At 60.0% G+C, this 25,870-nt stretch carries 28 protein-coding genes and 2 tRNA genes; 7 read left to right on the forward strand and 23 right to left on the reverse strand.

The features are described from left to right. Window positions 1-60: 60 nt before the first annotated feature. The 5 genes from ACW9I6_RS10145 to rluD form a co-directional block, all read right to left on the reverse strand. Window positions 61-137: transfer RNA gene (locus tag ACW9I6_RS10145), tRNA-Pro, on the reverse strand. Window positions 138-147: 10 nt separating this feature from the next. Further along, window positions 148-223 (reverse strand) — tRNA-Asn (locus ACW9I6_RS10150). Window positions 224-523: 300 nt separating this feature from the next. Further along, a complete protein-coding gene (gene clpB, locus ACW9I6_RS10155; RefSeq protein WP_003215904.1) occupies window positions 524-3,088 on the reverse strand; it encodes an ATP-dependent chaperone ClpB in 2,565 nt (854 codons plus the stop codon). 151 nt (window positions 3,089-3,239) lie between these two features. Continuing rightward, window positions 3,240-3,965 (reverse strand): peptidoglycan editing factor PgeF, encoded by a 726-nt coding sequence (gene pgeF, locus ACW9I6_RS10160; protein ID WP_134327335.1) that lies wholly within the window; start codon window positions 3,963-3,965, stop codon window positions 3,240-3,242. After that, complete coding sequence (gene rluD / locus ACW9I6_RS10165; RefSeq protein WP_003215899.1) at window positions 3,962-4,924, reverse strand: 23S rRNA pseudouridine(1911/1915/1917) synthase RluD; 963 nt, start codon at window positions 4,922-4,924, stop codon at window positions 3,962-3,964. The genes pgeF and rluD overlap by 4 nt, the downstream gene beginning before the upstream one ends. 149 nt (window positions 4,925-5,073) lie before the next feature. Here rluD and ACW9I6_RS10170 point away from each other — a divergent pair, with 149 nt between their 5' ends. Then, on the forward strand, window positions 5,074-6,099 hold the full coding sequence (locus tag ACW9I6_RS10170) for an outer membrane protein assembly factor BamD (RefSeq protein ID WP_003215898.1): 1,026 nt from the start codon (window positions 5,074-5,076) through the stop codon (window positions 6,097-6,099). A gap of 126 nt (window positions 6,100-6,225) precedes the next feature. Further along, window positions 6,226-6,459: a PP0621 family protein gene (locus ACW9I6_RS10175; RefSeq protein ID WP_026078011.1), complete on the forward strand. Its 234-nt coding sequence runs from the start codon at window positions 6,226-6,228 to the stop codon at window positions 6,457-6,459. Here the strand turns inward: ACW9I6_RS10175 and thiO are convergent. The 5 genes from thiO to pilV form a co-directional block, all read right to left on the reverse strand. After that, entirely contained in the window at window positions 6,446-7,555 is a 1,110-nt protein-coding gene (thiO, locus tag ACW9I6_RS10180) for a glycine oxidase ThiO (RefSeq protein WP_008432849.1), read from the reverse strand. The two genes, ACW9I6_RS10175 and thiO, sit on opposite strands and share 14 nt — an antisense overlap. Window positions 7,556-7,617: 62 nt before the next feature. After that, the gene (locus ACW9I6_RS10185; RefSeq protein WP_003215892.1) at window positions 7,618-8,019 is read right to left on the reverse strand and encodes a type IV pilin protein; all 402 of its coding nucleotides are present in this window, start codon (window positions 8,017-8,019) and stop codon (window positions 7,618-7,620) included. Between the two features lie 12 nt (window positions 8,020-8,031). After that, window positions 8,032-8,559, reverse strand: coding sequence for a pilus assembly PilX family protein (locus tag ACW9I6_RS10190; RefSeq protein ID WP_087695242.1), 528 nt, complete (start codon window positions 8,557-8,559; stop codon window positions 8,032-8,034). 7 nt (window positions 8,560-8,566) lie between these two features. Continuing rightward, the gene (locus ACW9I6_RS10195) at window positions 8,567-9,274 is read right to left on the reverse strand and encodes a PilW family protein (RefSeq protein ID WP_457339248.1); all 708 of its coding nucleotides are present in this window, start codon (window positions 9,272-9,274) and stop codon (window positions 8,567-8,569) included. After that, window positions 9,271-9,747 (reverse strand): type IV pilus modification protein PilV, encoded by a 477-nt coding sequence (pilV, locus tag ACW9I6_RS10200; RefSeq protein WP_102369926.1) that lies wholly within the window; start codon window positions 9,745-9,747, stop codon window positions 9,271-9,273. Before pilV ends, ACW9I6_RS10195 begins: the two co-directional genes overlap by 4 nt. Before the next feature lie 218 nt (window positions 9,748-9,965). Between pilV and ACW9I6_RS10205 the strand changes: the two genes are divergently transcribed. Further along, the gene (locus ACW9I6_RS10205; RefSeq protein WP_003215883.1) at window positions 9,966-10,547 is read left to right on the forward strand and encodes a GspH/FimT family pseudopilin; all 582 of its coding nucleotides are present in this window, start codon (window positions 9,966-9,968) and stop codon (window positions 10,545-10,547) included. On the opposite strand, the gene ispH is transcribed toward ACW9I6_RS10205, so the two are convergent. From ispH to murJ, 6 genes are all read right to left on the reverse strand, one after another. Next, on the reverse strand, window positions 10,501-11,448 hold the full coding sequence (gene ispH, locus ACW9I6_RS10210) for a 4-hydroxy-3-methylbut-2-enyl diphosphate reductase (protein WP_003215881.1): 948 nt from the start codon (window positions 11,446-11,448) through the stop codon (window positions 10,501-10,503). The two genes, ACW9I6_RS10205 and ispH, sit on opposite strands and share 47 nt — an antisense overlap. Before the next feature lie 116 nt (window positions 11,449-11,564). Further along, entirely contained in the window at window positions 11,565-12,002 is a 438-nt protein-coding gene (fkpB, locus tag ACW9I6_RS10215) for an FKBP-type peptidyl-prolyl cis-trans isomerase (RefSeq protein WP_003215879.1), read from the reverse strand. 7 nt (window positions 12,003-12,009) lie between these two features. Then, window positions 12,010-12,519 (reverse strand): signal peptidase II, encoded by a 510-nt coding sequence (gene lspA / locus ACW9I6_RS10220; RefSeq protein WP_003215877.1) that lies wholly within the window; start codon window positions 12,517-12,519, stop codon window positions 12,010-12,012. Further along, window positions 12,512-15,343 (reverse strand): isoleucine--tRNA ligase, encoded by a 2,832-nt coding sequence (ileS, locus tag ACW9I6_RS10225; protein WP_457339249.1) that lies wholly within the window; start codon window positions 15,341-15,343, stop codon window positions 12,512-12,514. The genes lspA and ileS overlap by 8 nt, the downstream gene beginning before the upstream one ends. Window positions 15,344-15,356: 13 nt before the next feature. Beyond that, the gene (gene ribF / locus ACW9I6_RS10230; protein WP_003215874.1) at window positions 15,357-16,295 is read right to left on the reverse strand and encodes a bifunctional riboflavin kinase/FAD synthetase; all 939 of its coding nucleotides are present in this window, start codon (window positions 16,293-16,295) and stop codon (window positions 15,357-15,359) included. Window positions 16,296-16,413: 118 nt separating this feature from the next. Next, window positions 16,414-17,952: a murein biosynthesis integral membrane protein MurJ gene (gene murJ, locus ACW9I6_RS10235; protein ID WP_003215872.1), complete on the reverse strand. Its 1,539-nt coding sequence runs from the start codon at window positions 17,950-17,952 to the stop codon at window positions 16,414-16,416. 254 nt (window positions 17,953-18,206) lie between these two features. Between murJ and rpsT the strand changes: the two genes are divergently transcribed. Continuing rightward, window positions 18,207-18,485 carry a 30S ribosomal protein S20 gene (gene rpsT, locus ACW9I6_RS10240; RefSeq protein ID WP_003215870.1) on the forward strand — a complete coding sequence of 93 codons (279 nt, stop codon included), beginning with the start codon at window positions 18,207-18,209 and terminating at the stop codon, window positions 18,483-18,485. A gap of 100 nt (window positions 18,486-18,585) precedes the next feature. Here the strand turns inward: rpsT and ACW9I6_RS10245 are convergent, their stop codons facing one another. The 5 genes from ACW9I6_RS10245 to rplU form a co-directional block, all read right to left on the reverse strand. Continuing rightward, on the reverse strand, window positions 18,586-19,050 hold the full coding sequence (locus ACW9I6_RS10245; protein ID WP_008432835.1) for a CreA family protein: 465 nt from the start codon (window positions 19,048-19,050) through the stop codon (window positions 18,586-18,588). Between the two features lie 17 nt (window positions 19,051-19,067). Beyond that, on the reverse strand, window positions 19,068-20,186 hold the full coding sequence (proB, locus tag ACW9I6_RS10250; RefSeq protein WP_003215866.1) for a glutamate 5-kinase: 1,119 nt from the start codon (window positions 20,184-20,186) through the stop codon (window positions 19,068-19,070). 123 nt (window positions 20,187-20,309) lie between these two features. Next, the gene (gene cgtA / locus ACW9I6_RS10255; protein ID WP_003215864.1) at window positions 20,310-21,533 is read right to left on the reverse strand and encodes an Obg family GTPase CgtA; all 1,224 of its coding nucleotides are present in this window, start codon (window positions 21,531-21,533) and stop codon (window positions 20,310-20,312) included. A gap of 193 nt (window positions 21,534-21,726) precedes the next feature. Next, entirely contained in the window at window positions 21,727-22,002 is a 276-nt protein-coding gene (rpmA, locus tag ACW9I6_RS10260; RefSeq protein WP_003215862.1) for a 50S ribosomal protein L27, read from the reverse strand. 34 nt (window positions 22,003-22,036) lie between these two features. Further along, window positions 22,037-22,351 (reverse strand): 50S ribosomal protein L21, encoded by a 315-nt coding sequence (rplU, locus tag ACW9I6_RS10265; RefSeq protein WP_003176051.1) that lies wholly within the window; start codon window positions 22,349-22,351, stop codon window positions 22,037-22,039. 239 nt (window positions 22,352-22,590) lie between these two features. Between rplU and ACW9I6_RS10270 the strand changes: the two genes are divergently transcribed. From ACW9I6_RS10270 to ACW9I6_RS10280, 3 genes are all read left to right on the forward strand, one after another. Beyond that, on the forward strand, window positions 22,591-23,559 hold the full coding sequence (locus ACW9I6_RS10270) for a polyprenyl synthetase family protein (RefSeq protein ID WP_457339250.1): 969 nt from the start codon (window positions 22,591-22,593) through the stop codon (window positions 23,557-23,559). Window positions 23,560-23,747: 188 nt separating this feature from the next. Next, entirely contained in the window at window positions 23,748-24,089 is a 342-nt protein-coding gene (locus tag ACW9I6_RS10275; RefSeq protein ID WP_003215858.1) for a zinc ribbon domain-containing protein YjdM, read from the forward strand. 197 nt (window positions 24,090-24,286) lie between these two features. After that, window positions 24,287-24,544, forward strand: coding sequence for a PA4570 family protein (locus ACW9I6_RS10280; protein ID WP_003215856.1), 258 nt, complete (start codon window positions 24,287-24,289; stop codon window positions 24,542-24,544). Window positions 24,545-24,598: 54 nt separating this feature from the next. On the opposite strand, the gene ACW9I6_RS10285 is transcribed toward ACW9I6_RS10280, so the two are convergent. Together ACW9I6_RS10285 and ACW9I6_RS10290 are read right to left on the reverse strand one after the other, a co-directional pair. Continuing rightward, window positions 24,599-25,216, reverse strand: coding sequence for an FKBP-type peptidyl-prolyl cis-trans isomerase (locus tag ACW9I6_RS10285; RefSeq protein WP_003215854.1), 618 nt, complete (start codon window positions 25,214-25,216; stop codon window positions 24,599-24,601). A gap of 113 nt (window positions 25,217-25,329) precedes the next feature. Further along, window positions 25,330-25,818: a TIGR00645 family protein gene (locus ACW9I6_RS10290; RefSeq protein WP_003215853.1), complete on the reverse strand. Its 489-nt coding sequence runs from the start codon at window positions 25,816-25,818 to the stop codon at window positions 25,330-25,332. Window positions 25,819-25,870 lie beyond the last annotated feature (52 nt).

Genomic DNA, 25,870 nt, shown 5'->3' on the forward strand with positions numbered 1-25,870 from the left:
AACCTACGACCAATTGGTTAAAAGCCAACTGCTCTACCAACTGAGCTAACGACCCAAATATGGTCGGGGTAAGGGGATTCGAACTCCTGACATCCTGCTCCCAAAGCAGGCGCGCTACCGGACTGCGCTATACCCCGGTTTTGAAATTGGCTCCGTGACCAGGACTCGAACCTGGGACCCAATGATTAACAGTCATTTGCTCTACCGACTGAGCTATCACGGAACTACGTATTTCAAAGTGTTACGTTGTTGCATGTTACCTTCTCTTCGACGCTTCCGTATCGCTACGTTAGTGTCTCTGAGGCGCGCTATTCTACAATCTTAAAAACCCCTGTCAACCCTTTAAATTGCTTTTAAGACAATGATTTGCGCTTCTTTCTGATTTCTCCTTGGGGAGAAGAAACCGTTGGGCTGACGTTGCTGCGGGGCGCACTTTACAAGCCTTTGCCTTACAGTTCAACGCCCTATCGAAAAAAAAGGCCCCGCAATGCGGGGCCTCTTCTTATAGCAGTACCGCTTGGGCTTAGTGGAAGACGATTTCGTCGTTCTCCACCGTCGCCTCGACGCTGGTGCCCGGCATAAAGCTGCCCGACAGGATCAGCTGCGCCAACGGGTTCTCGATCCAGCGCTGGATCGCACGTTTCAACGGCCGTGCGCCATAAACCGGGTCGTAACCAACCGCGATCAGCTTGTCCAACGCCTCGCGGCTCAGCACCAGGGACAACTCGCGCTCCGCCAGACGGCTGCGCAGGCGGCCCAACTGGATCTCGGTAATGCCCGCGATCTGATCCCGCGCCAGAGGCTCGAAGATCACCACTTCATCGACCCGGTTGATGAACTCCGGCCGGAAGTGGCTGGTCAGCGCGTCCATTACCGCTGCACGCTGGGCTTCACGGTCACCCACCAGCTCCTGAATCTGTACCGAGCCCAGGTTGGAGGTCATCACGATCACCGTATTGCGGAAGTCCACGGTACGCCCGTGACTGTCCGTCAGGCGGCCATCTTCCAGCACTTGCAGCAACACGTTGAACACATCCGGGTGGGCCTTCTCGACCTCGTCCAGGAGGATCACCGAGTAAGGCTTGCGCCGTACCGCTTCGGTCAGGTAACCGCCTTCCTCGTACCCTACATAGCCTGGTGGCGCCCCGATCAGGCGAGCCACGGAATGTTTCTCCATGAACTCGGACATATCGATCCGCACCATCGCCTCTTCGGTATCAAAGAGGAATTCGGCCAGGGCCTTGCACAGCTCGGTCTTGCCCACGCCGGTCGGGCCGAGGAACATGAACGAGCCGCTCGGACGGTTCGGATCGGACAACCCGGCCCGCGAACGCCGCACCGCGTTGGACACCGCGACCACCGCCTCTTCCTGGCCGATGACGCGCTGGTGCAACAGGCTTTCCATCTTCAGCAGCTTGTCGCGCTCGCCTTCGAGCATTTTCGACACCGGGATACCGGTCCACTTCGAGACGACTTCGGCGATTTCTTCCTCGGTCACCTTACTGCGCAGCAGCTGGTTCTCGGGCTTGCCGTGCTGGTCGACCATCTGCAGGCTACGCTCCAGGTCCGGGATCACCCCGTACTGCAACTCGGCCATGCGGTTCAGGTCGCCTTTACGGCGGGCTGCTTCCAGTTCCTGACGGGACTGCTCGATCTTTTGCTGGATCTGCGCAGAACCCTGCACTTCGGCTTTTTCCGAGGTCCAGATTTCTTCGAGGTCCGAATACTCACGCTCGAGGCGAACAATTTCTTCCTGGAGTTTTTCCAGGCGTTTCTTCGCCGGCTCGTCTTCTTCTTTCTTCAGGGCCTGGGATTCAACTTTCAGCTGAATCAGGCGCCGATCCAGACGGTCCAGCACTTCGGGCTTCGAATCGATTTCCATCCGAATGCGGCTGGCCGCTTCGTCGATCAAGTCGATGGCCTTGTCCGGCAACTGCCGATCAGTGATGTAGCGATGGCTCAGTTTCGCCGCCGCGATGATCGCACCGTCGGTGATCGCGACTTTATGGTGGACCTCATACCGCTCTTTCAAGCCACGCAGGATCGCGATGGTGTCTTCTTCGCTCGGTTCTTCCACCAATACTTTCTGGAAGCGACGCTCAAGGGCCGCGTCCTTCTCGATGTACTGACGGTATTCGTTCAGCGTGGTCGCACCCACGCAATGCAACTCGCCCCGCGCCAGTGCCGGCTTGAGCATGTTGCCCGCGTCCATCGAGCCTTCGCCTTTACCGGCGCCGACCATGGTGTGCAGTTCGTCGATAAACAGAATGATCTGCCCTTCCTGCTTCGACAGTTCGTTCAGCAGGGATTTGAGGCGCTCTTCGAACTCGCCACGGAACTTGGCGCCGGCAATCAGCGACCCCATGTCCAGGGATAGCAGGCGCTTGCCTTTAAGGCCGTCCGGCACTTCACCATTAATGATGCGCTGGGCCAGGCCTTCGGCAATCGCGGTTTTACCCACGCCAGGTTCGCCGATCAGCACCGGGTTGTTCTTGGTGCGACGCTGCAGGACCTGGATGGTGCGACGAATTTCGTCGTCACGGCCGATCACCGGGTCAAGCTTGCCTTCTTCGGCGCGCTTGGTCAGGTCGACGGTGTATTTGTCCAGGGCCTGGCGGGACTCCTCGTGGTTAGGGTCATTTACCGCCTCGCCGCCGCGCAGGTTGTTGATGGCGTTTTCCAGGGCTTTTTTGCTCACGCCCTGGCCCAGCAACAATTTGCCGAGTTTACTGTTGTCGTCCATCGCGGCGAGCAGCACTACTTCACTGGAGATGAACTGGTCACCCTTTTGCTGCGCCAGTCGATCCGCCTGGTTAAGCAGACGCGCCAGATCCTGGGACATATTCACGTCGCCAGTCGGGTTTTGGATTTTCGGCAGTTGGTCGAGCTCTTTGCTCAACTCCTTGCGCAGGCTGTTGACGTCGAAGCCCACCTGCATCAGCAAGGGTTTGATGGAACCGCCTTGCTGCTCCAGGAGCGCTTGCATCAAGTGCGCAGGCTCGATGGCCGGATGATCCAGGCCAACCGCCAGAGATTGGGCGTCAGATAAAGCCAACTGCAATTTGCTGGTTAAACGATCAATACGCATTAGTCACCTTCCTTTTGAGCAGGCCGGAGCTATGAACAAACACATCCTGAATGAAGAAACCTGCCAGATACCCTTATAGATGGGGTGGATTCTGGAAGATTCAAGCGGGCGACCGCTGACTTGCGTCAGGATTGACCCAAGTCAAAGGAGTCTAGCGTTCAAGCCAGACAAGGGAGGCAAACCGACCGGTGCGCGGGCTGCGACGGTAGGAATAGAAGCGGGGATCCGTCACGGTGCACAAACCACCACCGTACACGGCAGTGACGCCGCGGGCGGCAAGCCGCAGGCGAGCCAGTTGGTAAATGTCGGCCATGAACTTGCCCGGGTTCTGACTGGGCACGAACGCCTCAATCGTTTCCGGAAGTTGCTGCATAAAGGCTTCACGCACTTCCGGGCCGACTTCAAAGGCTTGCGGACCGATGGCCGGCCCCAGCCACACCAGTACGTCGGCAGGCTCGGTATCCAGGCTTTCAACGGTCGCTTCCAATACGCCAGCGGCCAGGCCACGCCAGCCGGCATGGGCTGCCGCGACGCGGGTACCGGCGCGATTGCAAAACAAGGCAGGCAGGCAATCAGCCGTCATCGAAGTGCAGGCGATGCCCGGAGTGCTGGTCCAACTGCCATCGGCTTCGGCAGTCCGGCCGGGATCCGCCTCGACGACAACCACACCGTGAACCTGGCGCAACCAGGCGGGCTGGATATTGAAGGCAGCGCAGAGACGACGGCGATTTTCGAGCACGGCTTCGAGGCTGTCCTCGACATGATCGCCGAGATTTAGGCTGTCGAACGGCGCCACGCTGACGCCGCCCGCACGGGTGGTAACGCAGGCTTTCACCCCGGCCGGCGCGGGCCAGTCAGGAATCAGCCAGTCACTCATCCGATAAACGCCTCGCGATCCTGCTTGAGCAGCGACAACAACCAGACAAAATCGTCTGGGAGTGGCGATTCCCAGCTCATGCGTTTACCGCTCGTCGGATGATCCAGCTCCAGGAAGCGTGCATGCAGCGCCTGGCGCGGGAAGGTTTTCAGCGAATCAACCATGGTTGCACTGGCCGCCGGCGGAATGCGGAAGCGCCCACCGTAGGCCGGATCTCCGACCAACGGGAAGTTGATGTGCGCCATGTGCACCCGAATCTGGTGGGTACGACCGGTTTCCAGCTTTACCCGCACGTGAGTGTGGGAGCGGAAACGCTCAAGCACGCGGTAGTGGCTGACGGCTTGCTTGCCGCCTTCCATCACCGCCATACGCTGGCGCTGCTGGCCGTGGCGGCCGATCGGGGCATTGATTTTGCCACCGGCGGTTACCACGCCGATCACGATGCATTCGTAGATCCGGCTGACGCTGCGGCTCTGCAGTTGTGTGACCAGCTGCGTCTGCGCCTGAATGGTCTTGGCTACCACCATGAGGCCGGTGGTGTCCTTGTCCAGGCGGTGCACGATGCCGCAGCGCGGGACATTGATGATGTCCGGCACGTGGTGCAACAAGGCATTGAGCAGCGTGCCATCAGCGTGCCCGGCGGCCGGGTGAACCACCAGGCCGGCAGGTTTGTTGATCACCAGGATGTCGTCGTCTTCATAGACGATGTCCAGTTCAATGTCCTGGGCGATCCATTCTCCCTGGGCTTCCTGCTCGGCAGTCAGCTCAAGAATCGCACCACCATGGACTATGTCTCGCGGGCGGATAACCGCTCCATCCACAGTCAGGCGGCCGTCTTTGATCCAGGCGGAAAGGCGCGAGCGCGAGTGCTCAGCGAATAATTGTGCGGCGACTTGATCGAGGCGTTGGCCGCCCAATTCGGACGGCACCTCTGCGCGAAGTTCAATTTTATCGGACATGCTCAGACTAGGCGTGGCACAGCCTTTGGTTTCGGCTGCGCGCTTGTGGTTAAATACGGCGTCTTTTGCCCCGAGGCTTTCCAAGGGGCGCTCATCATAACAGGACGGCCCCGCCCAAGACAGCGGCCGTCATAGGGACGCAAGCCGCCATGCAAGTGAAACACCTGCTGCTGATCGCCATCCTCGCCATGACTGCTGCTTGCTCGTCAACAAAGGAAGTCGTCGACGAAAACCTGAGCGAGGTCGAGCTGTACCAACAAGCTCAGACCGACCTGAACAACCACAGCTACACCAGCGCCACGACCAAGCTCAAGGCACTGGAGTCGCGGTATCCGTTCGGGCGCTACGCCGACCAGGCCCAGCTCGAGCTGATCTACGCCAACTACAAGAACGCCGAGCCGGAAGCTGCCAAGTCCGCCGCCGAGCGTTTTATCCGCCTGCACCCTCAGCACCCGAACGTGGACTACGCCTACTACCTCAAGGGCCTGACCTCGTTTGACCAGGACGTTGGCCTGCTGGCGCGCTTCCTGCCGCTGGACATGACCAAGCGTGACCCGGGCGCTGCCCGCGACTCCTACAACGAGTTCGCCCAGCTCACCAGCCGCTACCCCAACAGCCGCTACGCGCCGGACGCCAAGCAGCGCATGATCTACCTGCGCAACCTGCTGGCTTCCTACGAAATCCACGTAGCCCACTACTACCTGACCCGTCAGGCGTACGTTGCTGCCGCCAACCGTGGCCGTTACGTAGTGGAAAACTTCCAGGAAACCCCATCGGTGGGTGACGGCCTGGCCGTGATGACCGAGGCTTACCAGCGCCTGCACCTGGACGCCCTGGCGGCCACCAGCCTGGAAACCCTGAAGCTCAACTACCCGGACCACCCAAGCCTGAAGGACGGCCAGTTCGTACCGCAGGTTGCCGAAGCCGACAACCGCTCGTGGTTGAGCAAGTACACCCTGGGCCTGATCGAGTCCCGTCCACCGCTGCCGCCGGGCGAAACCCGCGCCAACCAGGACATCATCAAGCAATACCAGGACGCCAAGGATTCGATTCCATCGGACCTCAAGCCGCGTGACGAAAACGGCGACATCATCGAAGAGCAAGGGCCTCAAGCCTTGGGCAATAACGAAGATCGCTCGTGGTTCAGCTACATGACTTTCGGTATCTTTGACTGATTGTTCGCCGCGATGCGAAAAGGGAGCTCTTCGGAGCTCCCTTTTTTATTGCGCTGCATAATTGCGCTGTGCGCCCATCACGTCCTTGGCTAAACTGCGGGATTCCTTGTCGAGAAGCTGCCCACCATGGTTCGTCTACTGTTCTGGATCGCCGTTATTGCTGCCGCGGTATGGTTTTGGCGCAAATTCAAAAGCCCGGCCGCCAAACAGCAGCGGCCCAGCGAACAGGGCCCGATCCAGATGGTTCGTTGCGCCCACTGTGGCCTTCACCTGCCACAGGATCGAGCCTTGAGCCTGCGCCAGGAATGGTATTGCACCCAGGCGCATCTGGAGCAGGGGCCGAAATCTATCCAGCGTTGACTCGGCCTGCCGGCGCATACGGGGCCGGATCAATGATCGGCTCATGTCCCAGCAACAAATCGGCAAACAGTTGGCAGGACGCCGGCGCCAGCACCAGGCCGTTGCGGTAATGCCCGCAGTTGAGCCACAGCCCGTCGAAACCTGGCACCTTGCCAATATACGGAATGCCCTCCGGCGAGCCGGGCCGCAAACCGGCCCAATGCCCCACCACTTCGGCATCGGCCAGGGCCGGAATCAACTCGACGGCAGAGGCTTTCAGGCTTTCCAGTGCAGAGTCGGTGGGCGTCTTGTCGAACCCCTCGTGCTCCAGCGTGCTACCAATCAGAATGTGCCCATCCCGCCGGGGAATCGCATAACGCCCCTTGGCCAGGACCATGCACGACAAGAAGTCCGACGCACACTTGTACAAGATCATCTGCCCCTTGACCGGCTCCACGGGCAACTCAAGCCCCAGGCGGCCCAGCAACTCACCGCTCCAGGCGCCGGCGGCCAGCACTACCTGATCGCCATGGATCGGCCCGAGCGCCGTATTCACCCCAACAACCTTGCCGCCCTGCTGAATAAACCCATCAACCGCACACTGCTCGTGAATCGTCACGCCCGGCAGGGCCAACAAGGCCGCCTTGAGGGATTTGACCAACCGCGGATTACGCACATTGGCCACATCCGCCATATAGATCGCCTGGGAAAACCCGGCACCCAGCACCGGCACAGCGTCATGGGCAGCTGAAACATCCACCTTGCTCAGCGGGCGCCCTTCGCGGGCTGCCCAGGCAAGCGCCTCGGTTTCATCATCCAGGTCCAGCCAATACAGGCCGGTGGTGTGAACTTCCGGGTCAATGCCAGTAGCCGCGAACAGACGCTCTGCCAGTTGCGGGTAAAAATCCTGGGACCAGTGCGCCAGGGCCGTCACGGCCGGGCTGTAGCGCCACGGGTAGAGCGGGGAGACAATGCCGCCGCCGGCCCAGGAAGACTCCTGACCGACCGCCGAACGATCCAGCAACACAACCGCTTGCCCTTGGGTCGCCAGGTTGAACGCCGTCAACAACCCGATTACCCCACCACCCACAACCACTACTTGCTGTTGCTTAGCCATTGTTCGATCCAGCCGATAAAAAGAAAAAGGCACGCCCGGCGCCCAATCGTCCAGCTTCCTCATCATTGCCCCCAGCACGCCTTGCGCGTCATATCAGGCGCGGCTCCCGGATTGCTTCGCGCACCGGTACTGCTCAGACTGAAGGCGGCACAGGGATCGCCCGCCATCACCGAGTCAATTGCCGGCGTGGCAAGCAGAACGAAATCCTGAGGGTTCAATGCAGGGGTGATTCTATAGCGATCATTGCCGGCGATGACGCCAGTCGCATCAATAAAAGTGCCGTTCCTCGCGTAATAGCGCTCAAGGTACTGTGCCTGCTCACTCAGCAACCCGGCAATTTCCGCGCGATAGACCTTTTTCATATGGCTGAGATACCCGGGATAGGCGACGCCCGCCAGGAGTCCGACGATCGCCACGGCGATCAGTAATTCGATCAGGGTGAAGCCTGTGCAATCCTTGCCCATCGTGCTGCTCACCTATTGAAGTTGTCGCCACATGATTCGTCGAAAACGCTCGCCGGGCCCACTGCCCACACGGGCATACACAGACTCCAGGACGGAGCGTGAGTGCCCACTGACGCCCACTGATGTCACGCGATAGACCGTGGCCTGGGCCTCTGCCGGGAGCTGAGCCAAACCCGTTCCCGGCCCCAGGTTTTGAATACCGTAGACGCCATCTTTCATCCCTATCCAGGTCACAGTCGATACGGGATTCGTCCCCGGCCCCACTACCGAAACCGATTCGGCAGGTGGCGCGCACGCAGCCGTCGAGTGGCAAGGGCGCAGGGCGAAACCTGACGCCTGCACCAAAGACTCGCCAAGCCTGAGGCCGCTTTCGGCCTGCTGAAACGACTGGTTGCGCTGCCGAAGGCTGCCGGTAATTTTTTCTTGCGAGATTGCTCCCTGCATCGAAGACAATCCGAGGAGTGCCAACAGCAGCAGGAATACCAGGCTGATCAGCAAAACCATGCCTGCCTGCCTCGAACGGGAGAGGTAATAACCCATGGGCACGCTACTCCAGGCGATTACGTAGTGCCGCGACCACGCTGTAGGCCTGGTCTTTCACCAACCCATTTGGATCCTGAAGTGTCAGCAGAATCCGCACGCTGCGGATGAGCGACTCATCGCCGGGGTTGGGGTCATATCGGCTGACAACCGTTGAGCCTGGCTTCTCGGCCACGCCGAAACTGATATCGAATGCCCCCACGTTATCCACCAGCACCGCTTTGCTCGGGGCCGCCAGCGTGCTGAACTTCAGCTGCCCGCCCTCAAAGGTGTAGGTCAGCTTGCGCAGTGGGAAGTGGATTTGCCGGGGCGTCGCTGCCGGCGGGCTCCCAACATAGGCGTGGGCAGAACCGGTGCAATCGGAAAGCACCGTCCAGTCCGGCTTGCTGCCACCCTGCCCGACGTCGGCGGTCACCAGCGTCAGGGACCGGGAGCTGCCGGTGGTACTCCATCCAATGGGACGATCAAAACCTGCGGGAGCGTTGCTGATTGATGCAGCGGACAAGCAGCCAAACATGCCCGCCTGGCGTATTTCCTGAATCAGCTTGCCAAGGGCGAACCGTGCATCATCCTGCAACAGCGAAGCCGCACTCTGGCTGGCATAAGTGGTTCGGGAGCTGAGTGCAATCTGGGTCACCCCCAGGATCAACATCAGGCCGAGGGCCAATGCCAGCAGCATCTCCACCAGGCTGAAACCGCACACTGGACCTCTCATGGCAACACCCTCGGGTCGACTGCAATCCGGCTGGTCAGGGTGAACGTTTCCCGGGTGCCTTGAGCCTTCGCTCCACGGGAGTCGTCCCAACTGATGCTGATGGTCACTTCTCGCTGATTGACCGCAACCGACCCCTTAGCGCTTTCCCCGGCGAACCCGGCGATATTCGCTTCAAAGTCGTGCAGGTCCAGATCACGCACACTCGCGACCGAGGTGCTGGAGGGCGCGCGTTCACCCTGGCCCCAGGAGTAATCAGCACCCGAATTGGCGCGGATCCGGTCGAGCATGTCGTAGGCAATGAAACTGGCCTGACTGGTCATCCTGGAACTGTCGGTGTATTTCAATGCATTGAGCTGAATGACTGCCGCCCCTAGCAGGCCGACAGCGAGGATCAGCACAGATACCAGGACCTCGATCAGGGTCATTCCGGCCTGGGTCGGTTGCGGGTGGGGCGTTACGGGAAAAGCGTTCATTACCATCGCCATCCATGTCGAAGGTCATCAGAAAGCAGCGCAAACCTGCTGTGCGACGCAAGACTAGCGCCGGTATTGCCTGAGCGCTGCCCCCCGGAACAAAGCGAAATACTTTGGACAGAATGGCCACCATTCGACCCGCCGGACTGGGCGCTATAACTATGTCTGCCATCCGGCACCGACTGAAAAAGCACACCGCGTCCACGGAGGGACGGCCCATGAAACAACGAGGTTTCTCGCTGATTGAACTGATACTCGGCCTGTTCCTGAGCGGCATCCTGGCCAATCTGGCAGTGCCGAGCCTCAAGGGGCTGCTCGAGTCGCAACGACGCCAGAGCGCCGCCGAATCCCTTGCCGGCGGACTGCGTTATGCCCGCACAGAAGCCATCGCACGCAATCGCACGGTGGTTATCCATGCATTGGACGATGACTGGAGCCGGGGTTGGAGGGTGATACTGGACCTGAACGGTCGCGGCCATCTGGACGACAAAAACCCGGTGCTGCTGGAGCGCCAGGACAGTGGGCAGATACCGATTGTGGGGAATACGCCGGTGAGAACCCAGATACGCTTCAGCAGCCTGGGCGAACCGCTGCTGTCAGCAGGGGCATTCAGCGCCGGCACCGTCCACGTGTGTGCGACGGACCAGCAACTGAGCCTGTATCAAATAGTGCTGGCCGCCAGCGGGCGTATCAGCCTGCGCAGTAACAAGACCGAGCAGGCTTTGTGCCGGGGCTATGCCGGTACTCCGGGCCTCAGAGCAGCGAACGAACCCGCAGCTCCTTGGGCATGGAGAAAGTGATGTTCTCTTCACGGCCAGCCAGTTCATCAGCGCCCGTGGCGCCCCAGGCCTGCAGTTGCTGAATAACGCCACGCACCAGGACTTCCGGGGCCGAGGCTCCGGCAGTGATGCCGATGCGTTCGACACCGTCGAACCAGCTGCGCTGCATGTCTTCGGCACCATCGATCAGGTAGGCCGGGGTGGCCATGCGCTCGGCCAGTTCGCGCAGGCGGTTGGAGTTGGAGCTGTTGGGGCTCCCCACCACCAGCACAACATCGCATTCGTCGGCCAATTGCTTGACCGCATCCTGGCGGTTCTGGGTGGCGTAGCAGATGTCATCCTTGCGTGGACCGCCGATGGCCGGGAAGCGCGAGCGCAAGGCATCGATGACGCGGCTGGTGTCGTCCATGGACAAGGTGGTCTGGGTAACGAAAGCCAGCTTTTCAGGGTTGTGCACCTGCAATGCAGCGACGTCTTTTTCGTCTTCCACCAGGTAGATCGCACCACCATTGCTGCCATCGTACTGGCCCATGGTGCCTTCGACTTCCGGGTGACCGGCGTGGCCGATCAGGATGCATTCACGACCATCACGGCTGTAGCGCGCGACCTCGATATGCACCTTGGTCACCAGCGGGCAGGTGGCGTCGAACACTTTCAGGCCACGGCCTGCTGCTTCGGTGCGTACCGCCTGGGAAACGCCGTGAGCGCTGAAGATGACGATAACGTCGTCCGGCACCTGGTCCAGTTCTTCAACGAAGATGGCCCCGCGGCTGCGCAGGTCTTCGACCACAAACTTGTTGTGGACGACTTCATGGCGCACGTAAATCGGCGGCCCGAAAACTTCCAGGGCGCGGTTGACGATTTCAATCGCCCGGTCCACGCCGGCGCAGAAGCCACGGGGGTTGGCGAGTTTGATTTGCATGCTGTGCCTCGTGTCTTGCCCTGTAGGATCGAGCTTGTGTGGCGAGGGCGCTTGCTCCCGCTGGGCCGCGAAGCAGCCCCAACAAGCTCGCCCCTGCAGTAGGCCGATTTCGTTAGTTACAGCGCTTTAACGTCGATGATTTCGACATCAAAGGTCAAGGTTTTCCCGGCCAACGGGTGGTTGAAATCGATGGTCACTTGCGCGTCATCAAAGGCCTTCACCACACCCGGCAGTTCAGTATTCGCCGCATCGTTGAAGATCACCAGCAAGCCTTCCGACAGCTCCATGTCCTGGAACTGCGAACGCGGGATGATCTGCACGTTTTGCGGGTTGGGCTGGCCAAAGGCGTTTTCCGGCAGGATCTGCAGGTTGCGCTTGTCGCCGGCCTTGAAACCGAACAGTGCCGCTTCGAAACCCGGTAGCAGGTTGCCGTCGCCGACCTTGAAGGTCGCCGGGGCCTTGTCGAACGTGCTGTCGACCGTGTCGCCATTCTCCAGGCGCAATGCGAAATGCAAGGTGACTTCCGTGTTCTGGCCAATGCGTTGCTCAGCCAATACCTGTTCAGTCATGAACGGTCTCTCCGGTTTTCTTGCTTTTGAACATATCCAACGCCAGCATGATTGCACCGACGGTGATGGCGCTGTCGGCAAAGTTGAACGCCGGGAAGTACCAGCGGTTCTGCCAATGCACCAGAATAAAGTCGATCACATGGCCCAGGGCAATGCGGTCGTAGAGGTTGCCCAATGCGCCACCCAGCACCAGCGCCAACGCAACGGCCAGCCAGGTGTCGTTACGCCCCAGGCGCTTGAGCCAGACTACCAGCACGGCACTGACCACCACGGCGATCAGGGCAAACAGCCAGCGCTGCCAGCCGGAGCTGTCAGCCAAGAAGCTGAACGCAGCGCCGGTGTTGTAGGCCAGGGTCCAGCTGAAGTAGTCGGGAATCACCACGATCTGCTGGTACATCTCCAGGGCGCCTTCGAAGTGAGCCTTGCTGAGCTGGTCAATGACCAGCACCAGCACGCTCAACACGAGCAAGCCCAGGCGTCCAAAACGACTGGCTTCAGGCATAGTGACGAACCTCGCCAGCGCCAGAGATGTTGTCGACACAGCGACCGCAGATTTCCGGATGCTCGGGGTTCACGCCGACATCTTCACGGCAGTGCCAGCAACGGGCGCACTTGGCGAAGGAGGACTTGACCACCTTGAGCTTGAGACCCGGGACTTCGGTCGCGACTGCGTCTGCAGGCGCCTGGGCAAACGGCGCCAGGCTGGCGGTCGAGGTGATCAGGACGAAGCGCAGTTCGTTGCTCAGCTTGGCCAGGTCAGCGGTCAGGCCTTCCTCGGCAAACAGCGTGACTTCGGCCTGCAGGTTGCCGCCAACGGCCTTCGCCGCGCGCTGCACTTCCAGCTCCTTGTTCACGGCAACCTTGACGGCCATTACGCCTTCCCAGTACTCGCGGCCCAGCTCGAAGTCGGCCGGCAATTCGGTCAGGCCTTCGTACCAGGTGTTGAGCATCACGGACTCGTTCCGCTCGCCCGGCAGGTATTCCCACAGTTCGTCGGCGGTGAATGCCAGGATCGGGGCGATCCAGCGCACCAGCGCTTCAGAGATGTGGTACAGCGCGGTCTGCGCCGAACGGCGGGCCTTGCTGTTGGCGCCGGTGGTGTACTGGCGGTCCTTGATGATGTCGAGGTAGAAACCACCCAGCTCCTGCACGCAGAAGTTGTGGATCTTCGAGTAGACGTTCCAGAAGCGGTATTCGCCGTAGTGCTCTTGCAGCTCGCGCTGCAGCAACAGGGTACGGTCCACGGCCCAACGGTCCAGGGCGAGCATTTCCTCGGCCGGCAGGATGTCGGTGGCCGGGTTGAAACCGGTCAGGTTCGACAGCATGAAGCGTGCGGTATTACGGATCCGGCGGTAGGCATCGGCGCTGCGCTGCAGGATCTGCTCGGAAACGGCCATCTCGCCCGAGTAATCGGTAGAGGCAACCCACAGGCGCATGATGTCGGCGCCCAGGGTGTCGTTGACCTTTTGCGGCGCGATCACGTTGCCCAGGGACTTGGACATCTTGCGACCGTTCTCGTCGACGGTGAAACCGTGGGTCAGCAGCTCGCGGTACGGGGCGTGATCGTCGATCGCGCAACCGGTCAGCAACGAGGAGTGGAACCAGCCACGGTGTTGGTCCGAACCTTCCAGGTACAGGTCGGCACGCGGGCCGGTCTCGTGGCCCATCGGGTGCGAGCCGCGCAGTACGTGCCAGTGGGTGGTACCCGAGTCGAACCAGACGTCGAGGGTGTCGCTGATCTTGTCGTACAGCGGCGCTTCGTCGCCCAGCAACTCGGCGGCGTCCAGCTTGAACCAGGCTTCGATGCCCTCTTGTTCAACGCGCTGGGCAACCTCTTCCATCAGCTCGACGGTACGTGGGTGCAACTCGCCGCTTTCCTTGTTCAGGAAGAACGGAATCGGCACGCCCCAGTTGCGCTGGCGGGAGATGCACCAGTCCGGACGGTTGGCGATCATCGAGTGCAGGCGCGCCTGGCCCCAGGCCGGAACGAACTTGGTGTCTTCGATCGCCTTGATCGCACGCTTGCGCAGGGTTTCGCCGCTGGTCGGCTCTTTGTCCATGCCGATAAACCACTGCGCAGTGGCGCGGTAGATCAGCGGGGTCTTGTGACGCCAGCAGTGCATATAGCTGTGGGTGATGGTTTCGGTGTGCAGCAGCGCACCGACTTCCGCCAGCTTGTCGACGATCGCCGAGTTGGCCTTGAAGATGAACTGGCCACCGAAGAATTCCAGGGACGGCACGTACACGCCGTTGCTTTGCACGGGATTGATGATGTCGTCGTTGACCAGGCCGTACTGCTTGCAGATCACGAAGTCGTCTACGCCATAGGCAGGCGAGCAGTGAACCACGCCGGTGCCGGCGCCCAGCTCAACGTACTCGGCCAGGTAGATTGGCGACAGGCGGTCGTAGAACGGGTGACGGAAGTTGATCAGTTCCAGCGCGGACCCGGTAGTGGTCGCGATCACCGAGCCTTGCAGGTTGTAGCGGGCCAGGCACGCCTCCACCAGCTCTTCAGCCAGCACCAGCAGTTTGTCACCGACGTCCACCAGGGCGTAGGTGAATTCCGGGTGCACGTTCAGCGCCTGGTTGGCCGGGATGGTCCACGGGGTGGTGGTCCAGATCACGATGGAGGCTGGCTTGGCCAGGCTCGCCAGACCGAAGGCTTGCGCCAGTTTGGCTTCGTCGGCGATCGGGAAGGCCACGTCGATGGTCGAGGACTTCTTGTCTTCGTACTCGACTTCGGCTTCAGCCAAGGCCGAGCCGCAATCGAAGCACCAGTTCACGGGCTTGAGGCCCTTGAACACGAAACCGCCCTTGACGATTTCGGCCAAGGCACGGATTTCACCGGCCTCGTTCTTGAAGTTCATGGTCTTGTACGGGTTAGCCCAGTCGCCCAACACACCCAGGCGGATGAATTCGGACTTCTGCCCTTCGATCTGCTCGGTGGCGTAGGCACGGCACAGTTCGCGGGTTTTATCCGCGCCCAGGTTCTTGCCGTAGGTCACTTCGACCTTGTGTTCAATCGGCAGGCCGTGGCAGTCCCAGCCCGGGACATAAGGCGCGTCGAAACCCGAAAGGGTTTTCGAGCGGATGATCATGTCCTTGAGAATCTTGTTCAGCGCATGACCGATGTGAATCGTGCCGTTGGCATAAGGAGGGCCGTCGTGCAGGACGAATTTCGGACGATCCTTGCCAATCTCGCGCAACTTTCCGTACAGGCCAATACTGTCCCAGCGCTGCAGGATCTGCGGTTCGCGCTGTGGCAGGCCGGCCTTCATTGGGAAGGCGGTGTCCGGAAGGTTTAGCGTGGCTTTATAGTCGGTCATTTAAGGCTCTTCATTAGCGATGGGCGCTAGGTGCGGCTAGTGCACGGGCGGCGGCGACATCCGCATTGATCGCCGTTTTCAACGCCTCCAGGGAGGCGAAACGCTGCTCTTCACGCAGCTTTTGGTGGAAAGCCACCGTCAAACGCCGGTCATACAAATCACCGGCAAAATCCAAAAGGTGAACTTCCAGGTGGGCTTTGCCATCACCTGCAACCGTGGGCCTGACGCCTATGTTGGCGACTCCGGGCCACGATTGGCCGTCGATGTCGACACTCACCAGGTAAACCCCGGTCAGTGGCACACGACGGCGCTTGAGCTGCACGTTGGCGGTTGGCGTGCCCAGTTGGCGCGCCAGCTTCTGGCCGTGCAGCACCCGCCCGGCAATCCGGAACGGGCGACCGAGCAAACGCTCGGCCAAGGCGAAGTCGGCAGCGGCCAGGGCGTTACGCACCTGGGTACTGCTCACGCGCAGGCCGTCCAGTTCGACGGTTTGCGCGGCTTCGACGGTAAAACCCTGGGTGACGCCGGCCTGCTGCAGGAAATCGAAATCCCCTACCCGGTCGCAACCGAAACGGAAGTCGTCGCCGACCTCCAGATGCTGCACGCCAAGGCCGTCCACCAGGATACGGTCGACGAACTCGGCGGCGCTGAGGCTGCGCAAGCGCTGGTTGAAAGCCAGGCAGAGGACGCGGTCCACACCTTCTTCAGCCAGCAGTTGCAGCTTGTCCCGCAGGCGGGCCAGACGCGCCGGCGCCGTCTGCGGGGTAAAGAATTCTCGCGGCTGTGGTTCAAAAATCACCACGCAGCTGGGCACGCCCAACTCAACCGCACGCTCACGCAGGCGGGCCAGGATAGCCTGGTGGCCACGGTGAACACCGTCAAAGTTGCCAATAGTGGCGACGCAGCCCCGATGCTGGGGGCGCAGGTTGTGGAGACCTCGAACCAGCTGCATAACGCGCTTCTTGCTCATAAAGTGGTCGATTATAACCACACCCGGCCCCGGACGACAGGCAACAGCGCAGGCCATTTGCGCGAATCGATAAAACAACCGTCTTATCGACGAAAAGTCTCTAGCTCAGCGACTTGCGATTGAAATCCCGCAAGCGGAAGCCCATCAGCAGCAACATGCCGAAGTACACCAGCACACCAGCCGCCACCAACGCTCCCAGGCGCATGAAGCGCTCGAGCATATGGCCCTGCTCCCAGGCCGGCATGAAGTGCATCAGGCCCAGCAGTACCGCGGCCATCGTCCCCACCGCCACCACCAACTTGAGCGCAAACAAGCCCCAGCCCGCCTGAGGCTGGAACATTTTCTGTTTACGCAGCTGATAAAACAGCAGCCCGGCGTTGATGCAGGCCCCCACACTGATCGCCAGCGCCAGCCCGGCATGCTTCAGCGGACCGATGAACGCTAAGTTGAGCAGCTGGGTAACCACCAGGGTGAAGATCGCGATCTTTACCGGGGTACGGATGTTTTGTTGAGCATAAAAGCCGGGAGCCAGCACCTTGATCACGATAATGCCCAGCAGCCCAACGGAATAGGCGATCAGCGCACGCTGGGTCATCGAGGCGTCAAACGCAGTGAACTGGCCGTACTGGAACAGCGCGACCGTCAGTGGCTCGGCGAGCAACCCCAGGGCCACGGCACACGGCAGCACCAGCACGAAGCACAGGCGCAGGCCCCAGTCGAGAATCCGCGAATATTCGTGGCGGTCTTTGCTGGCATAGGTACGCGACAGCGTTGGCAGCAGGATGGTGCCGAGTGCCACGCCGAGCACGCCGGACGGCAATTCCATCAGACGGTCGGCGTAGTACATCCACGACACCGAACCCGAGACCAGCAGCGAGGCGAAGGCGGTGTTGATGATCAGGGAAATCTGGCTGACGGAAACCCCGAGGATGGCCGGCAGCATGTTGCGCATCACCCGCCAGACGCCGGTGTCCTTGAGATTCAAACGCGGCAGCACGAGCATGCCGATTTTCTTCAGGTGCGGCAGCTGGTACAGCAGTTGTGCCAGGCCACCAGCCAGGACCGCCCAGCCGAGGGCCATCACAGGCGGATCGAAATACGGTGTCAGGAACAGCGCAAAAATAATCATGCTGACGTTAAGCAGGGTCGGCACGAAGGCCGGCACCGAGAAACGGTTCCAGGTATTGAGGATCGCCCCGGCCAGGGACGACAGGGAAATCAGCAATATATAAGGAAAGGTCACCCGCAACAGATCAGTGGTCAGGGCGAATTTTTCCGGTGTATTGGCAAAACCGGGGGCCGTGGCCCAGATCACCCAGGGCGCGGCGAGCATCCCGGCGATCGTCACCAGCGTCAGCACCAACGTCAGCAAACCCGAAACATAGGCAATGAAGGTGCGGGTCGCCTCCTCGCCTTGCTGGGCCTTGTACTCCGCCAGAATCGGCACGAATGCCTGGGAAAAAGCCCCCTCGGCGAAGATCCGCCGCAGCAGGTTGGGCAGTTTAAAGGCAATGAAGAAGGCATCCGTGGCCATGCTGGCGCCAAAAATACGTGCCAGCAGCGTGTCACGCACAAACCCCAGAACCCGGGAAATCATAGTGATAGAGCTGACAGCGGCCAACGATTTGAGCAGATTCATTGAAAGAGTTTTTGCCTATAGATAAAGAGCAGGCGAACAAACGGCCCACATATGCGATACTCCGCGCCTGCAACAAGCACAGAGCCAAAGCTCGCGAGTTTACAGGTCAAGCGCCGGAAATAAATCACCCGCCTCTTAAGATCGACCACTCAGCAGTTCGCATCACACGCCCTTGACAAGACTTCAACTCATCGGCATGATTCGCGGCCTATTTTGTTTGCTATTTCCTAAAAAGTCTTTCGAGGAGCTCGACGGTGGCCAACACACCTTCCGCCAAAAAACGTGCAAAACAGGCTGAGAAGCGTCGCAGCCACAACGCCAGCCTGCGTTCCATGGTTCGTACCTACATCAAGAATGTAGTTAAAGCCATTGACGCAAAAGACGCTGAAAAAGCTCAAGCTGCTTACGTTCTGGCTGTGCCAGTTATCGACCGTATGGCCGATAAAGGCATCATCCACAAGAACAAAGCTGCTCGCCATAAAGGTCGTCTGAATGGCCACATCAAGGCTCTGAACCTTGCTGCTGCAGCCTAAGCGATAAGCTTGTTAAAAAACCGACCCCAGGGTCGGTTTTTTATTGCCTGCGATTTGGGAAAGCCAAAAAAAGAGCCGGCATGCCGGCTCTGCTTCAGATTTATTGCGCTGTGGGCCACGGCAGGATCGGAATCGCCGTCACCGCATTCTGGGGGCTGCCTTCGATCAAGCGGTCGCTGTAGACCAGATACACCAGGGTATTGCGCTTCTTGTCGAGGAAACGCACCACCTGCATGGTCTTGAAGACCAGGGACGTGCGCTCCTTGAACACCTCATCCCCATCCTTCAGCTCGCCCTTGAAGCGAATCGCACCTACCTGGCGACAGGCAATCGACGCCTCGGCGCGATCCTCCGCCAGACCCAACCCACCCTTTACCCCGCCCGTCTTGGCGCGAGACAGGTAGCAGGTCACGCCATCCACCTTCGGGTCATCAAAGGCCTCGACCACGATCCGGTCATTGGGGCCGACAAACTTGAACACCGTCGACACCTGGCCAATCTCTTCGGCCGACGCCAGCAACGGCATCGCCAGCAGCAAACCGAGCAATCCCTTCATTACGCGCATCGAGACTTCCTTTTTACTTAAACCAGAATCAGGTTATCCCGGTGAACCAGCTCCGGCTCAGCCATGTAACCCAACAGACCGACAATCGCCTCAGACGACTGCCCGATGATTTTCTGCGCCTCAAGGGCGCTGTAGTTGGCAAGGCCACGGGCAATCTCACGACCGTCCGGCGCCACGCACACCACCATTTCGCCACGGCGGAAGCTGCCCTGGACCAGTTTTACACCCACCGGCAGCAAGCTTTTGTTGCCTTGGGACAACGCTGAAACCGCACCAGCATCCAACACCAGGGTACCGCGCGTCTGAAGATGCCCCGCCAGCCACTGCTTGCGCGCCGCCAGCATGCCACGCTCAGGCGACAGCAGCGTACCGATGCGCTCGCCCGCCTTGAGGCGATCCAGCACCCGCTCAATCCGACCGCCAACGATGATGGTATGCGCGCCGGAACGCGCCGCCAGCCGTGCCGCACGCAGCTTGGTCTGCATGCCGCCACGCCCCAGGGCACCGCCGACACTGCCAGCCACCGCATCCAGCGCCGGATCATCGGCACGCGCTTCGTAAATCAGCTGGGCCTCAGGGTTATTGCGCGGGTCAGCGTCGAACATGCCGTCGCGATCCGTGAGGATCACCAGCAAATCAGCCTCAACCAGGTTGGCCACCAGCGCTGCCAGGGTGTCGTTGTCACCGAAGCGAATCTCGTCGGTCACCACGGTGTCATTCTCGTTGATCACCGGGATCACCTTGAGTTCAACCAGGGCACGCAGGGTGCTGCGGGCATTCAGGTAGCGCTTGCGGTCGGACAAGTCGTCATGGGTGAGCAGAATCTGCGCCGTGTGGCGCCCGTGCTCGGCAAAGCTGGACTCCCAGGCCTGCACCAGGCCCATCTGACCAATGGCAGCAGCGGCTTGCAGCTCGTGCATCGCGCTGGGTCGCGCGGTCCAGCCAAGGCGGCTCATGCCGGCGGCAACCGCCCCGGACGACACCAACACCAACTCGACGCCGGCCTCATGCAAGGCCACCATCTGGTCCACCCAGACACTCATGGCCGCACGATCCAGCCCCTTGCCATCCGCCGTCAGCAGCGCGCTACCGATCTTAACGACCCAACGCTGCGCACCTGTCACCTTGCTCCGCATCATCTTCAACCTTAGATAGAGGGCCGCGCGACCCAGCGCCGCCCATAACGTTATTCGTGACTACCGATTTCCAGATACCAAAACGCCGCTCGATTGAGCGGCGCTTAAGTTTACTGCAACGAATCAGTCGCGCACGTAAATGATTTCCGGACCATCTTCATCATCCACGTCTTCCTCGTCCCAATCATCGTCACCGATATCATGGACCGACTTGACGCCACTGCGACGCAGGGCACGCTGATCATCCAGCGCCTGCAACTGGGCACGAGCCTCGTCTTCGATGCGCTGATCCAGTTCAGCCAGCTCGGCCTTGTAGACAGGGTCGGCGGCCAGGCGATCGGCACGGTCTTCGAGGTAACGCATGATGTCGCGAGTCAGGCGCTCAGTGCCTTCTTTGGCAATGGCCGAGATCACGTAGACCGGACCGGTCCATTCCAGGCGATCAACGATCTCCTTGACGCGCTCTTCGTGCTCTTCCTCGAGGATCTGGTCGCACTTGTTCAGCACCAACCAGCGATCACGCTCAGCCAGGGACGGGCTGAACTTGGTCAGCTCGCTGACGATCACTTCAGCAGCGTCCGGTGCACTGGTGTCATCCAGCGGCGCCATGTCGACGAGGTGCAGCAGCAAACGGGTGCGGGACAAGTGCTTGAGGAAACGGATCCCCAGGCCTGCGCCGTCGGAAGCGCCTTCGATCAGGCCCGGAATGTCCGCAACCACGAAGCTTTTCCAGCGGTCGACGCTGACCACACCCAGGTTCGGCACCAGGGTAGTGAACGGGTAATCGGCGACTTTCGGCTTGGCAGCAGACACCGAGCGAATGAACGTACTTTTGCCGGCATTCGGCAGACCCAGCAGGCCCACGTCAGCCAGCACCTTCATTTCCAGCTTCAGGTCACGCTGCTCGCCTGGCTTGCCCGGCGTGGTCTGGCGTGGCGCACGGTTGGTACTGGACTTGAAACGGGTGTTGCCCAGACCGTGCCAGCCGCCATGAGCCACCAGCAGGCGCTGACCGGCTTTGGTCAGGTCACCGATGACTTCCTGGGTTGCGGAGTCGATCACGGTGGTACCAACCGGAACCCGCAGCACCAACTCTTCGCCTTTTTTACCGGTGCAGTCAGTGCTGCCGCCGTTGGAGCCACGCTCGGCATCAAAGTGCCGGGTGTAACGGTAGTCCACCAGGGTGTTGAGGTTTTCGTCGGCGATCATGTAGACCGAGCCGCCATCACCACCATCACCACCGTTAGGACCACCGTTTTCGATGAATTTTTCCCGACGGAAACTCATGCAACCGTTACCGCCGTCGCCAGCTTTTACTCGGATCGAAACTTCATCAACGAACTTCATAACAAAACGCCTCTCGTCGCACGGACGAGCTTAAGAAACCAAGACATAAGACTCTTGCAAAAATGAGCGCAGCGACCTCAAGCAACGACCGCAAATCCACTGCTTTCGCCCATCACAAACAGCTTTGCAAGAGACTCACCCCACAAACGAAAAAGCCCCGTCGCGAGACAGGGCTTTTCCAGCAACTACGTAATTATGCCGCGACGACTTCAGTCTTCGGGACAATGCTCACGTAACGGCGGTTGAAAGCGCCTTTTACTTCAAACTTGATCACGCCGTCGATTTTAGCGAACAGAGTGTGATCTTTACCCATGCCAACACCGTAACCGGCGTGGAATTGGGTGCCGCGCTGACGCACGATGATGTTGCCCGGAATGATAACCTGGCCGCCATACATCTTCACGCCAAGGCGTTTGGCTTCTGAGTCGCGACCGTTACGGGTACTACCACCAGCTTTTTTGTGTGCCATGAGTCAATTCTCCTAGTGAGGAATTAGGCTGAAATTAAGCCTGAATACCGGTGATTTTGATCTCGGTGTACCACTGGCGGTGGCCCATACGCTTCATGTGGTGCTTACGACGACGGAACTTGATGATGCGGACTTTATCGTGACGACCTTGGGAGATCACTTCAGCCACAACGGTAGCGCCTGCAACAACTGGAGCGCCGATGTTCACGTCATCGCCATTGGCGACCAACAGAACGCGATCAAAAGTAACGGATTCGCCAGTAGCGATTTCCAGCTTCTCGATCTTCAGGTATTCACCTGGGGCGACCTTGTATTGCTTGCCACCAGTAACAATTACTGCGTACGACATGGTATTTCTCCGATAATCCTGCTCACCCAGCGCTTTATAAGAAGAGGTATTGGCTGGCATGGCTGCATGGGATGGACGTCCCGAATGCAATTGCGTAAGGCAGGTGCTGCCCAGGAAGTTCAGGGTGCGCGATTGTACGCAAGCTATGGAGGTGTTGCAAGTAGCCGTCTATCGCGCCTTGACACTACGGGACGCGGGTCCTAGCATGCCGCGCAACCCTTCTGGAGCGACTGTCGCTGATGCAACCCCAAGCTTTCTACCGCGCGGTGGCGGACGATTTTAGCGCCGTCGACGGCATCATCAAGAAGCAGCTGACTTCTAAAGTGCCGCTGGTCTCCAAAATTGGCGACTACATTACGTCGGCCGGCGGTAAACGCCTGCGTCCTTTATTAGTGTTGCTGTGTGGCAAGGCCCTGGGCCGCGAAGGCGATGACCTGCGCCTGCTGGCCGCGACCATCGAGTTCCTGCACACCGCCACCCTGCTGCACGACGACGTGGTCGACATGTCCGGCATGCGCCGTGGTCGCGAGACGGCCAACGCGATGTGGGGCAACGCGCCGAGCGTGCTGGTGGGCGACTTCCTGTACTCGCGCTCGTTCGAAATGATGGTCGAGCTGGGCTCGATGCAGGTGATGAAGATTCTTTCACAGGCCACGCGCATCATCGCCGAAGGCGAAGTGTTGCAGCTGTCGAAGGTTCGCGACGCCAGCACCACCGAAGAAACCTACATGGAAGTGATTCGCGGCAAAACCGCGATGCTCTTCGAAGCCTCGACCCACAGCGCCGCCGCCCTGTGCGAAGCGACGCCCGAGCAGAGCGAAGCCCTGCGCACCTTCGGCGATCACCTGGGCGTGGCCTTCCAGCTCGTGGACGACCTGCTGGACTATCGCGGCGACGCCGAAACCCTGGGCAAGAACGTCGGTGACGACCTGGCCGAGGGCAAGCCGACCTTGCCACTGATCTACACCATGCGCGAAGGCACGCCGGAACAGGCCGCCCTGGTGCGCAAGGCGATCCAGAAAGGCGGGATCGAAGACCTGGAAAGCATCCGCGAAGCCGTGGAAGCCTCGGGTTCCCTCGAATACACCGCGCAACTGGCCCGTGACTACGTGGCTCGCGCGATCCAATGCCTGGAAGCCCTTCCAGCCAGCGAATACCGGGACGCCCTGGTTGAGCTGAGTGAGTTCGCGGTCGCCCGTACTCACTGATTCTGCTCTGCTCCATGCAGGAGCTGGCTTGCCTGCGATTGCATCACCGCGGTGTAACAGACAAACCGAGGTGCCTGCATCGCAGGCAAGCCAGCTCCCACGGCGTTCTCTGGGGTTGCTGCCCCCTGCCCGGCTAAAACCCTATACAATGTGCGCTTTTTAGCCATCCTGAAACCAAAGGAGCTTTAGTGAGCACGTTGCCACCCTGCCCGAAATGCAATTCCGAATACACCTACGAAGATGGCGCCCAGCTGATTTGCCCGGAATGCGCCCATGAGTGGGCCGTCGGCGGCGAAGCCGAGGCGGCCAGCGATGAATCCGTGAAGAAAGACTCTGTGGGCAACGTCCTGCAGGACGGCGACACCATCACCGTGATCAAGGACCTCAAGGTCAAGGGCACGTCCCTGGTGGTCAAGGTCGGCACCAAGGTCAAGAACATCCGCCTGTGCGATGGCGACCACGATATCGACTGCAAGATCGACGGTATCGGCCCGATGAAACTCAAGTCCGAGTTCGTCCGCAAGGTCTGAATATGCTGCCTCCATCCCGTGCCCTGCACGGGATGGCGCTTCACCCTCCCCGCGTCAGTTCCGCACTGGCGGCAAAAGGCCAGGCCTTTTGATCAAAAACAATATCCACACAGAAAAGTCCGGAAATGGCCAATAGGGACTTGCTATTCTACGAATAAGAATTATTCTCATTGAAACCCATCAAGGAGATACTTCCCATGACTTATTTGATCGATGCCTGGCTGGACCGTCCACACCCTTACCTGCGAATCCTCCATCGGGAAACCGGGGAAGTCTGCGCGGTGCTGGAAGAAGAGGCGTTAAGCGAACTGCAGGATCAGGGCGACCTGGACGTCAATGGCCTGAGTTCCAGTGAGCCCGGGGTGCTGAAGGAAGTGGTGAGAAATCTGTTTCTGTTCTGCTATGCCCGAGCGTTGCGCCCGGTGACGGATCTCAATGGCAAGTTTCATCCATGAGCAACCGCGCAAAACACTGCAGGAGCGAGCAGGCTCGCTCCTGCAGGTAAGGTCTTACAGAACGTCGAGCAGCTCGACGTCAAACACCAGAACGCTGTGCGGCGGGATGCTGCCAACACCTTGAGCGCCGTAAGCCAGTTCGCTCGGCACGTACAGGCGCCATTTGCTGCCGGCATTCATCAGTTGCAGGGCTTCGGTCCAGCCGGCGATCACGCCGCCAACCGGGAATTCCGCGGGCTGGCCGCGCTCGTAGGAGCTGTCGAACACAGTGCCGTCGATCAGGGTGCCGTGGTAGTGAGTACGCACCTGGTCTTCACGGGTCGGCTTGGCGCCGCTACCGGCAGTCAGCACTTCAAATTGCAGGCCGGAAGCCAGGGTGGTGATGCCGTCACGCTTGGCGTTTTCAGCCAGGAAAGCCAGGCCTTCGCCAGCAGCAGCTTCAGCCTTTGCAGCGGCTTCGGCTTGCATGATTTCGCGGATGACCTTGAAGCTGGCGGCCATTTGCTCCTGGTCCACACGGCTAGGCTTGCCGGCAAAAGCGTCGGTCAGGCCAGCCAGGATCGCGTCCAGGCTCACGCCCGGTGGCGGGTTGTCGCGCAGCTGGTCGCCCAACTGACGGCCAATGCCGTAGCTCACGCGGGTTTCGTCGGTGGACAGATTAACTTCGGACATAGAAAGGCTCCGCTGTAGGACGACACAGGTGCCGTCCAAACTAAAAGGGCGAGCAGACTAGCACACAAGCCACACCCTTGATGAGCCCCGCGCGGGAGAGCGCCAGGGGCTGATTAATGCTTGGTAACCTTGTCCAGGTAGCCCATGGCAAACGCCGACACCACGAAGGTCATGTGAATGATCACGTACCATTTCAGGTGCTCGGGATCGACGTTCTTGGCGTCCATGAAGACCCGCAGCAGATGGATCGACGAAATCGCCACGATGGACGCCGCGACCTTCATCTTCAGCGACGAGGAGTCCATGGTCCCCAGCCAGTTGAGCTTCTCCTTGCTTTCGTCGATGTCCAGTTGGGAGACGAAGTTCTCGTAGCCGCTGATCATCACCATCACCAGCAGGCCGCCCACCAGGGCCATGTCGATCAACGACAGCAGCACCAGGATCACATCCGACTCGCTCATGGTGAACACGATGGGAATCACATGAAACACTTCCTGGAAGAACTTCAGGCCCAGCGCCAGCAGCCCCAGGGACAGCCCGAAATAGATCGGCGCCAACAGCCAGCGTGAGGCATACATTGCATTTTCGATAAAGCGTTCCATTGAATCTCACACAGCTTGGCTAAAAATGGCGGCGAGTATACCAGCCGCACCC

Source organism: Pseudomonas sp. SDO5522_S412 (assembly GCF_054071215.1).

Bases quoted from the DNA above. Each gene is read 5' to 3' on its own strand.
- clpB (WP_003215904.1), bottom strand. From the start codon at position 3,088: ATGCGTATTGATCGTTTAACCAGCAAATTGCAGTTGGCTTTATCTGAC.
- pgeF (WP_134327335.1), bottom strand. From the start codon at position 3,965: ATGAGTGACTGGCTGATTCCTGACTGGCCCGCGCCGGCCGGGGTGAAA.
- rluD (WP_003215899.1), bottom strand. From the start codon at position 4,924: ATGTCCGATAAAATTGAACTTCGCGCAGAGGTGCCGTCCGAATTGGGC.
- ACW9I6_RS10170 (WP_003215898.1), top strand. From the start codon at position 5,074: ATGCAAGTGAAACACCTGCTGCTGATCGCCATCCTCGCCATGACTGCT.
- ACW9I6_RS10175 (WP_026078011.1), top strand. From the start codon at position 6,226: ATGGTTCGTCTACTGTTCTGGATCGCCGTTATTGCTGCCGCGGTATGG.
- thiO (WP_008432849.1), bottom strand. From the start codon at position 7,555: ATGGCTAAGCAACAGCAAGTAGTGGTTGTGGGTGGTGGGGTAATCGGG.
- ACW9I6_RS10185 (WP_003215892.1), bottom strand. From the start codon at position 8,019: ATGGGCAAGGATTGCACAGGCTTCACCCTGATCGAATTACTGATCGCC.
- ACW9I6_RS10190 (WP_087695242.1), bottom strand. From the start codon at position 8,559: ATGGGTTATTACCTCTCCCGTTCGAGGCAGGCAGGCATGGTTTTGCTG.
- ACW9I6_RS10195 (WP_457339248.1), bottom strand. From the start codon at position 9,274: ATGAGAGGTCCAGTGTGCGGTTTCAGCCTGGTGGAGATGCTGCTGGCA.
- pilV (WP_102369926.1), bottom strand. From the start codon at position 9,747: ATGAACGCTTTTCCCGTAACGCCCCACCCGCAACCGACCCAGGCCGGA.
- ACW9I6_RS10205 (WP_003215883.1), top strand. From the start codon at position 9,966: ATGAAACAACGAGGTTTCTCGCTGATTGAACTGATACTCGGCCTGTTC.
- ispH (WP_003215881.1), bottom strand. From the start codon at position 11,448: ATGCAAATCAAACTCGCCAACCCCCGTGGCTTCTGCGCCGGCGTGGAC.
- lspA (WP_003215877.1), bottom strand. From the start codon at position 12,519: ATGCCTGAAGCCAGTCGTTTTGGACGCCTGGGCTTGCTCGTGTTGAGC.
- ileS (WP_457339249.1), bottom strand. From the start codon at position 15,343: ATGACCGACTATAAAGCCACGCTAAACCTTCCGGACACCGCCTTCCCA.
- ribF (WP_003215874.1), bottom strand. From the start codon at position 16,295: ATGCAGCTGGTTCGAGGTCTCCACAACCTGCGCCCCCAGCATCGGGGC.
- murJ (WP_003215872.1), bottom strand. From the start codon at position 17,952: ATGAATCTGCTCAAATCGTTGGCCGCTGTCAGCTCTATCACTATGATT.
- ACW9I6_RS10245 (WP_008432835.1), bottom strand. From the start codon at position 19,050: ATGCGCGTAATGAAGGGATTGCTCGGTTTGCTGCTGGCGATGCCGTTG.
- proB (WP_003215866.1), bottom strand. From the start codon at position 20,186: ATGCGGAGCAAGGTGACAGGTGCGCAGCGTTGGGTCGTTAAGATCGGT.
- cgtA (WP_003215864.1), bottom strand. From the start codon at position 21,533: ATGAAGTTCGTTGATGAAGTTTCGATCCGAGTAAAAGCTGGCGACGGC.
- rpmA (WP_003215862.1), bottom strand. From the start codon at position 22,002: ATGGCACACAAAAAAGCTGGTGGTAGTACCCGTAACGGTCGCGACTCA.
- rplU (WP_003176051.1), bottom strand. From the start codon at position 22,351: ATGTCGTACGCAGTAATTGTTACTGGTGGCAAGCAATACAAGGTCGCC.
- ACW9I6_RS10270 (WP_457339250.1), top strand. From the start codon at position 22,591: ATGCAACCCCAAGCTTTCTACCGCGCGGTGGCGGACGATTTTAGCGCC.
- ACW9I6_RS10280 (WP_003215856.1), top strand. From the start codon at position 24,287: ATGACTTATTTGATCGATGCCTGGCTGGACCGTCCACACCCTTACCTG.
- ACW9I6_RS10285 (WP_003215854.1), bottom strand. From the start codon at position 25,216: ATGTCCGAAGTTAATCTGTCCACCGACGAAACCCGCGTGAGCTACGGC.
- ACW9I6_RS10290 (WP_003215853.1), bottom strand. From the start codon at position 25,818: ATGGAACGCTTTATCGAAAATGCAATGTATGCCTCACGCTGGCTGTTG.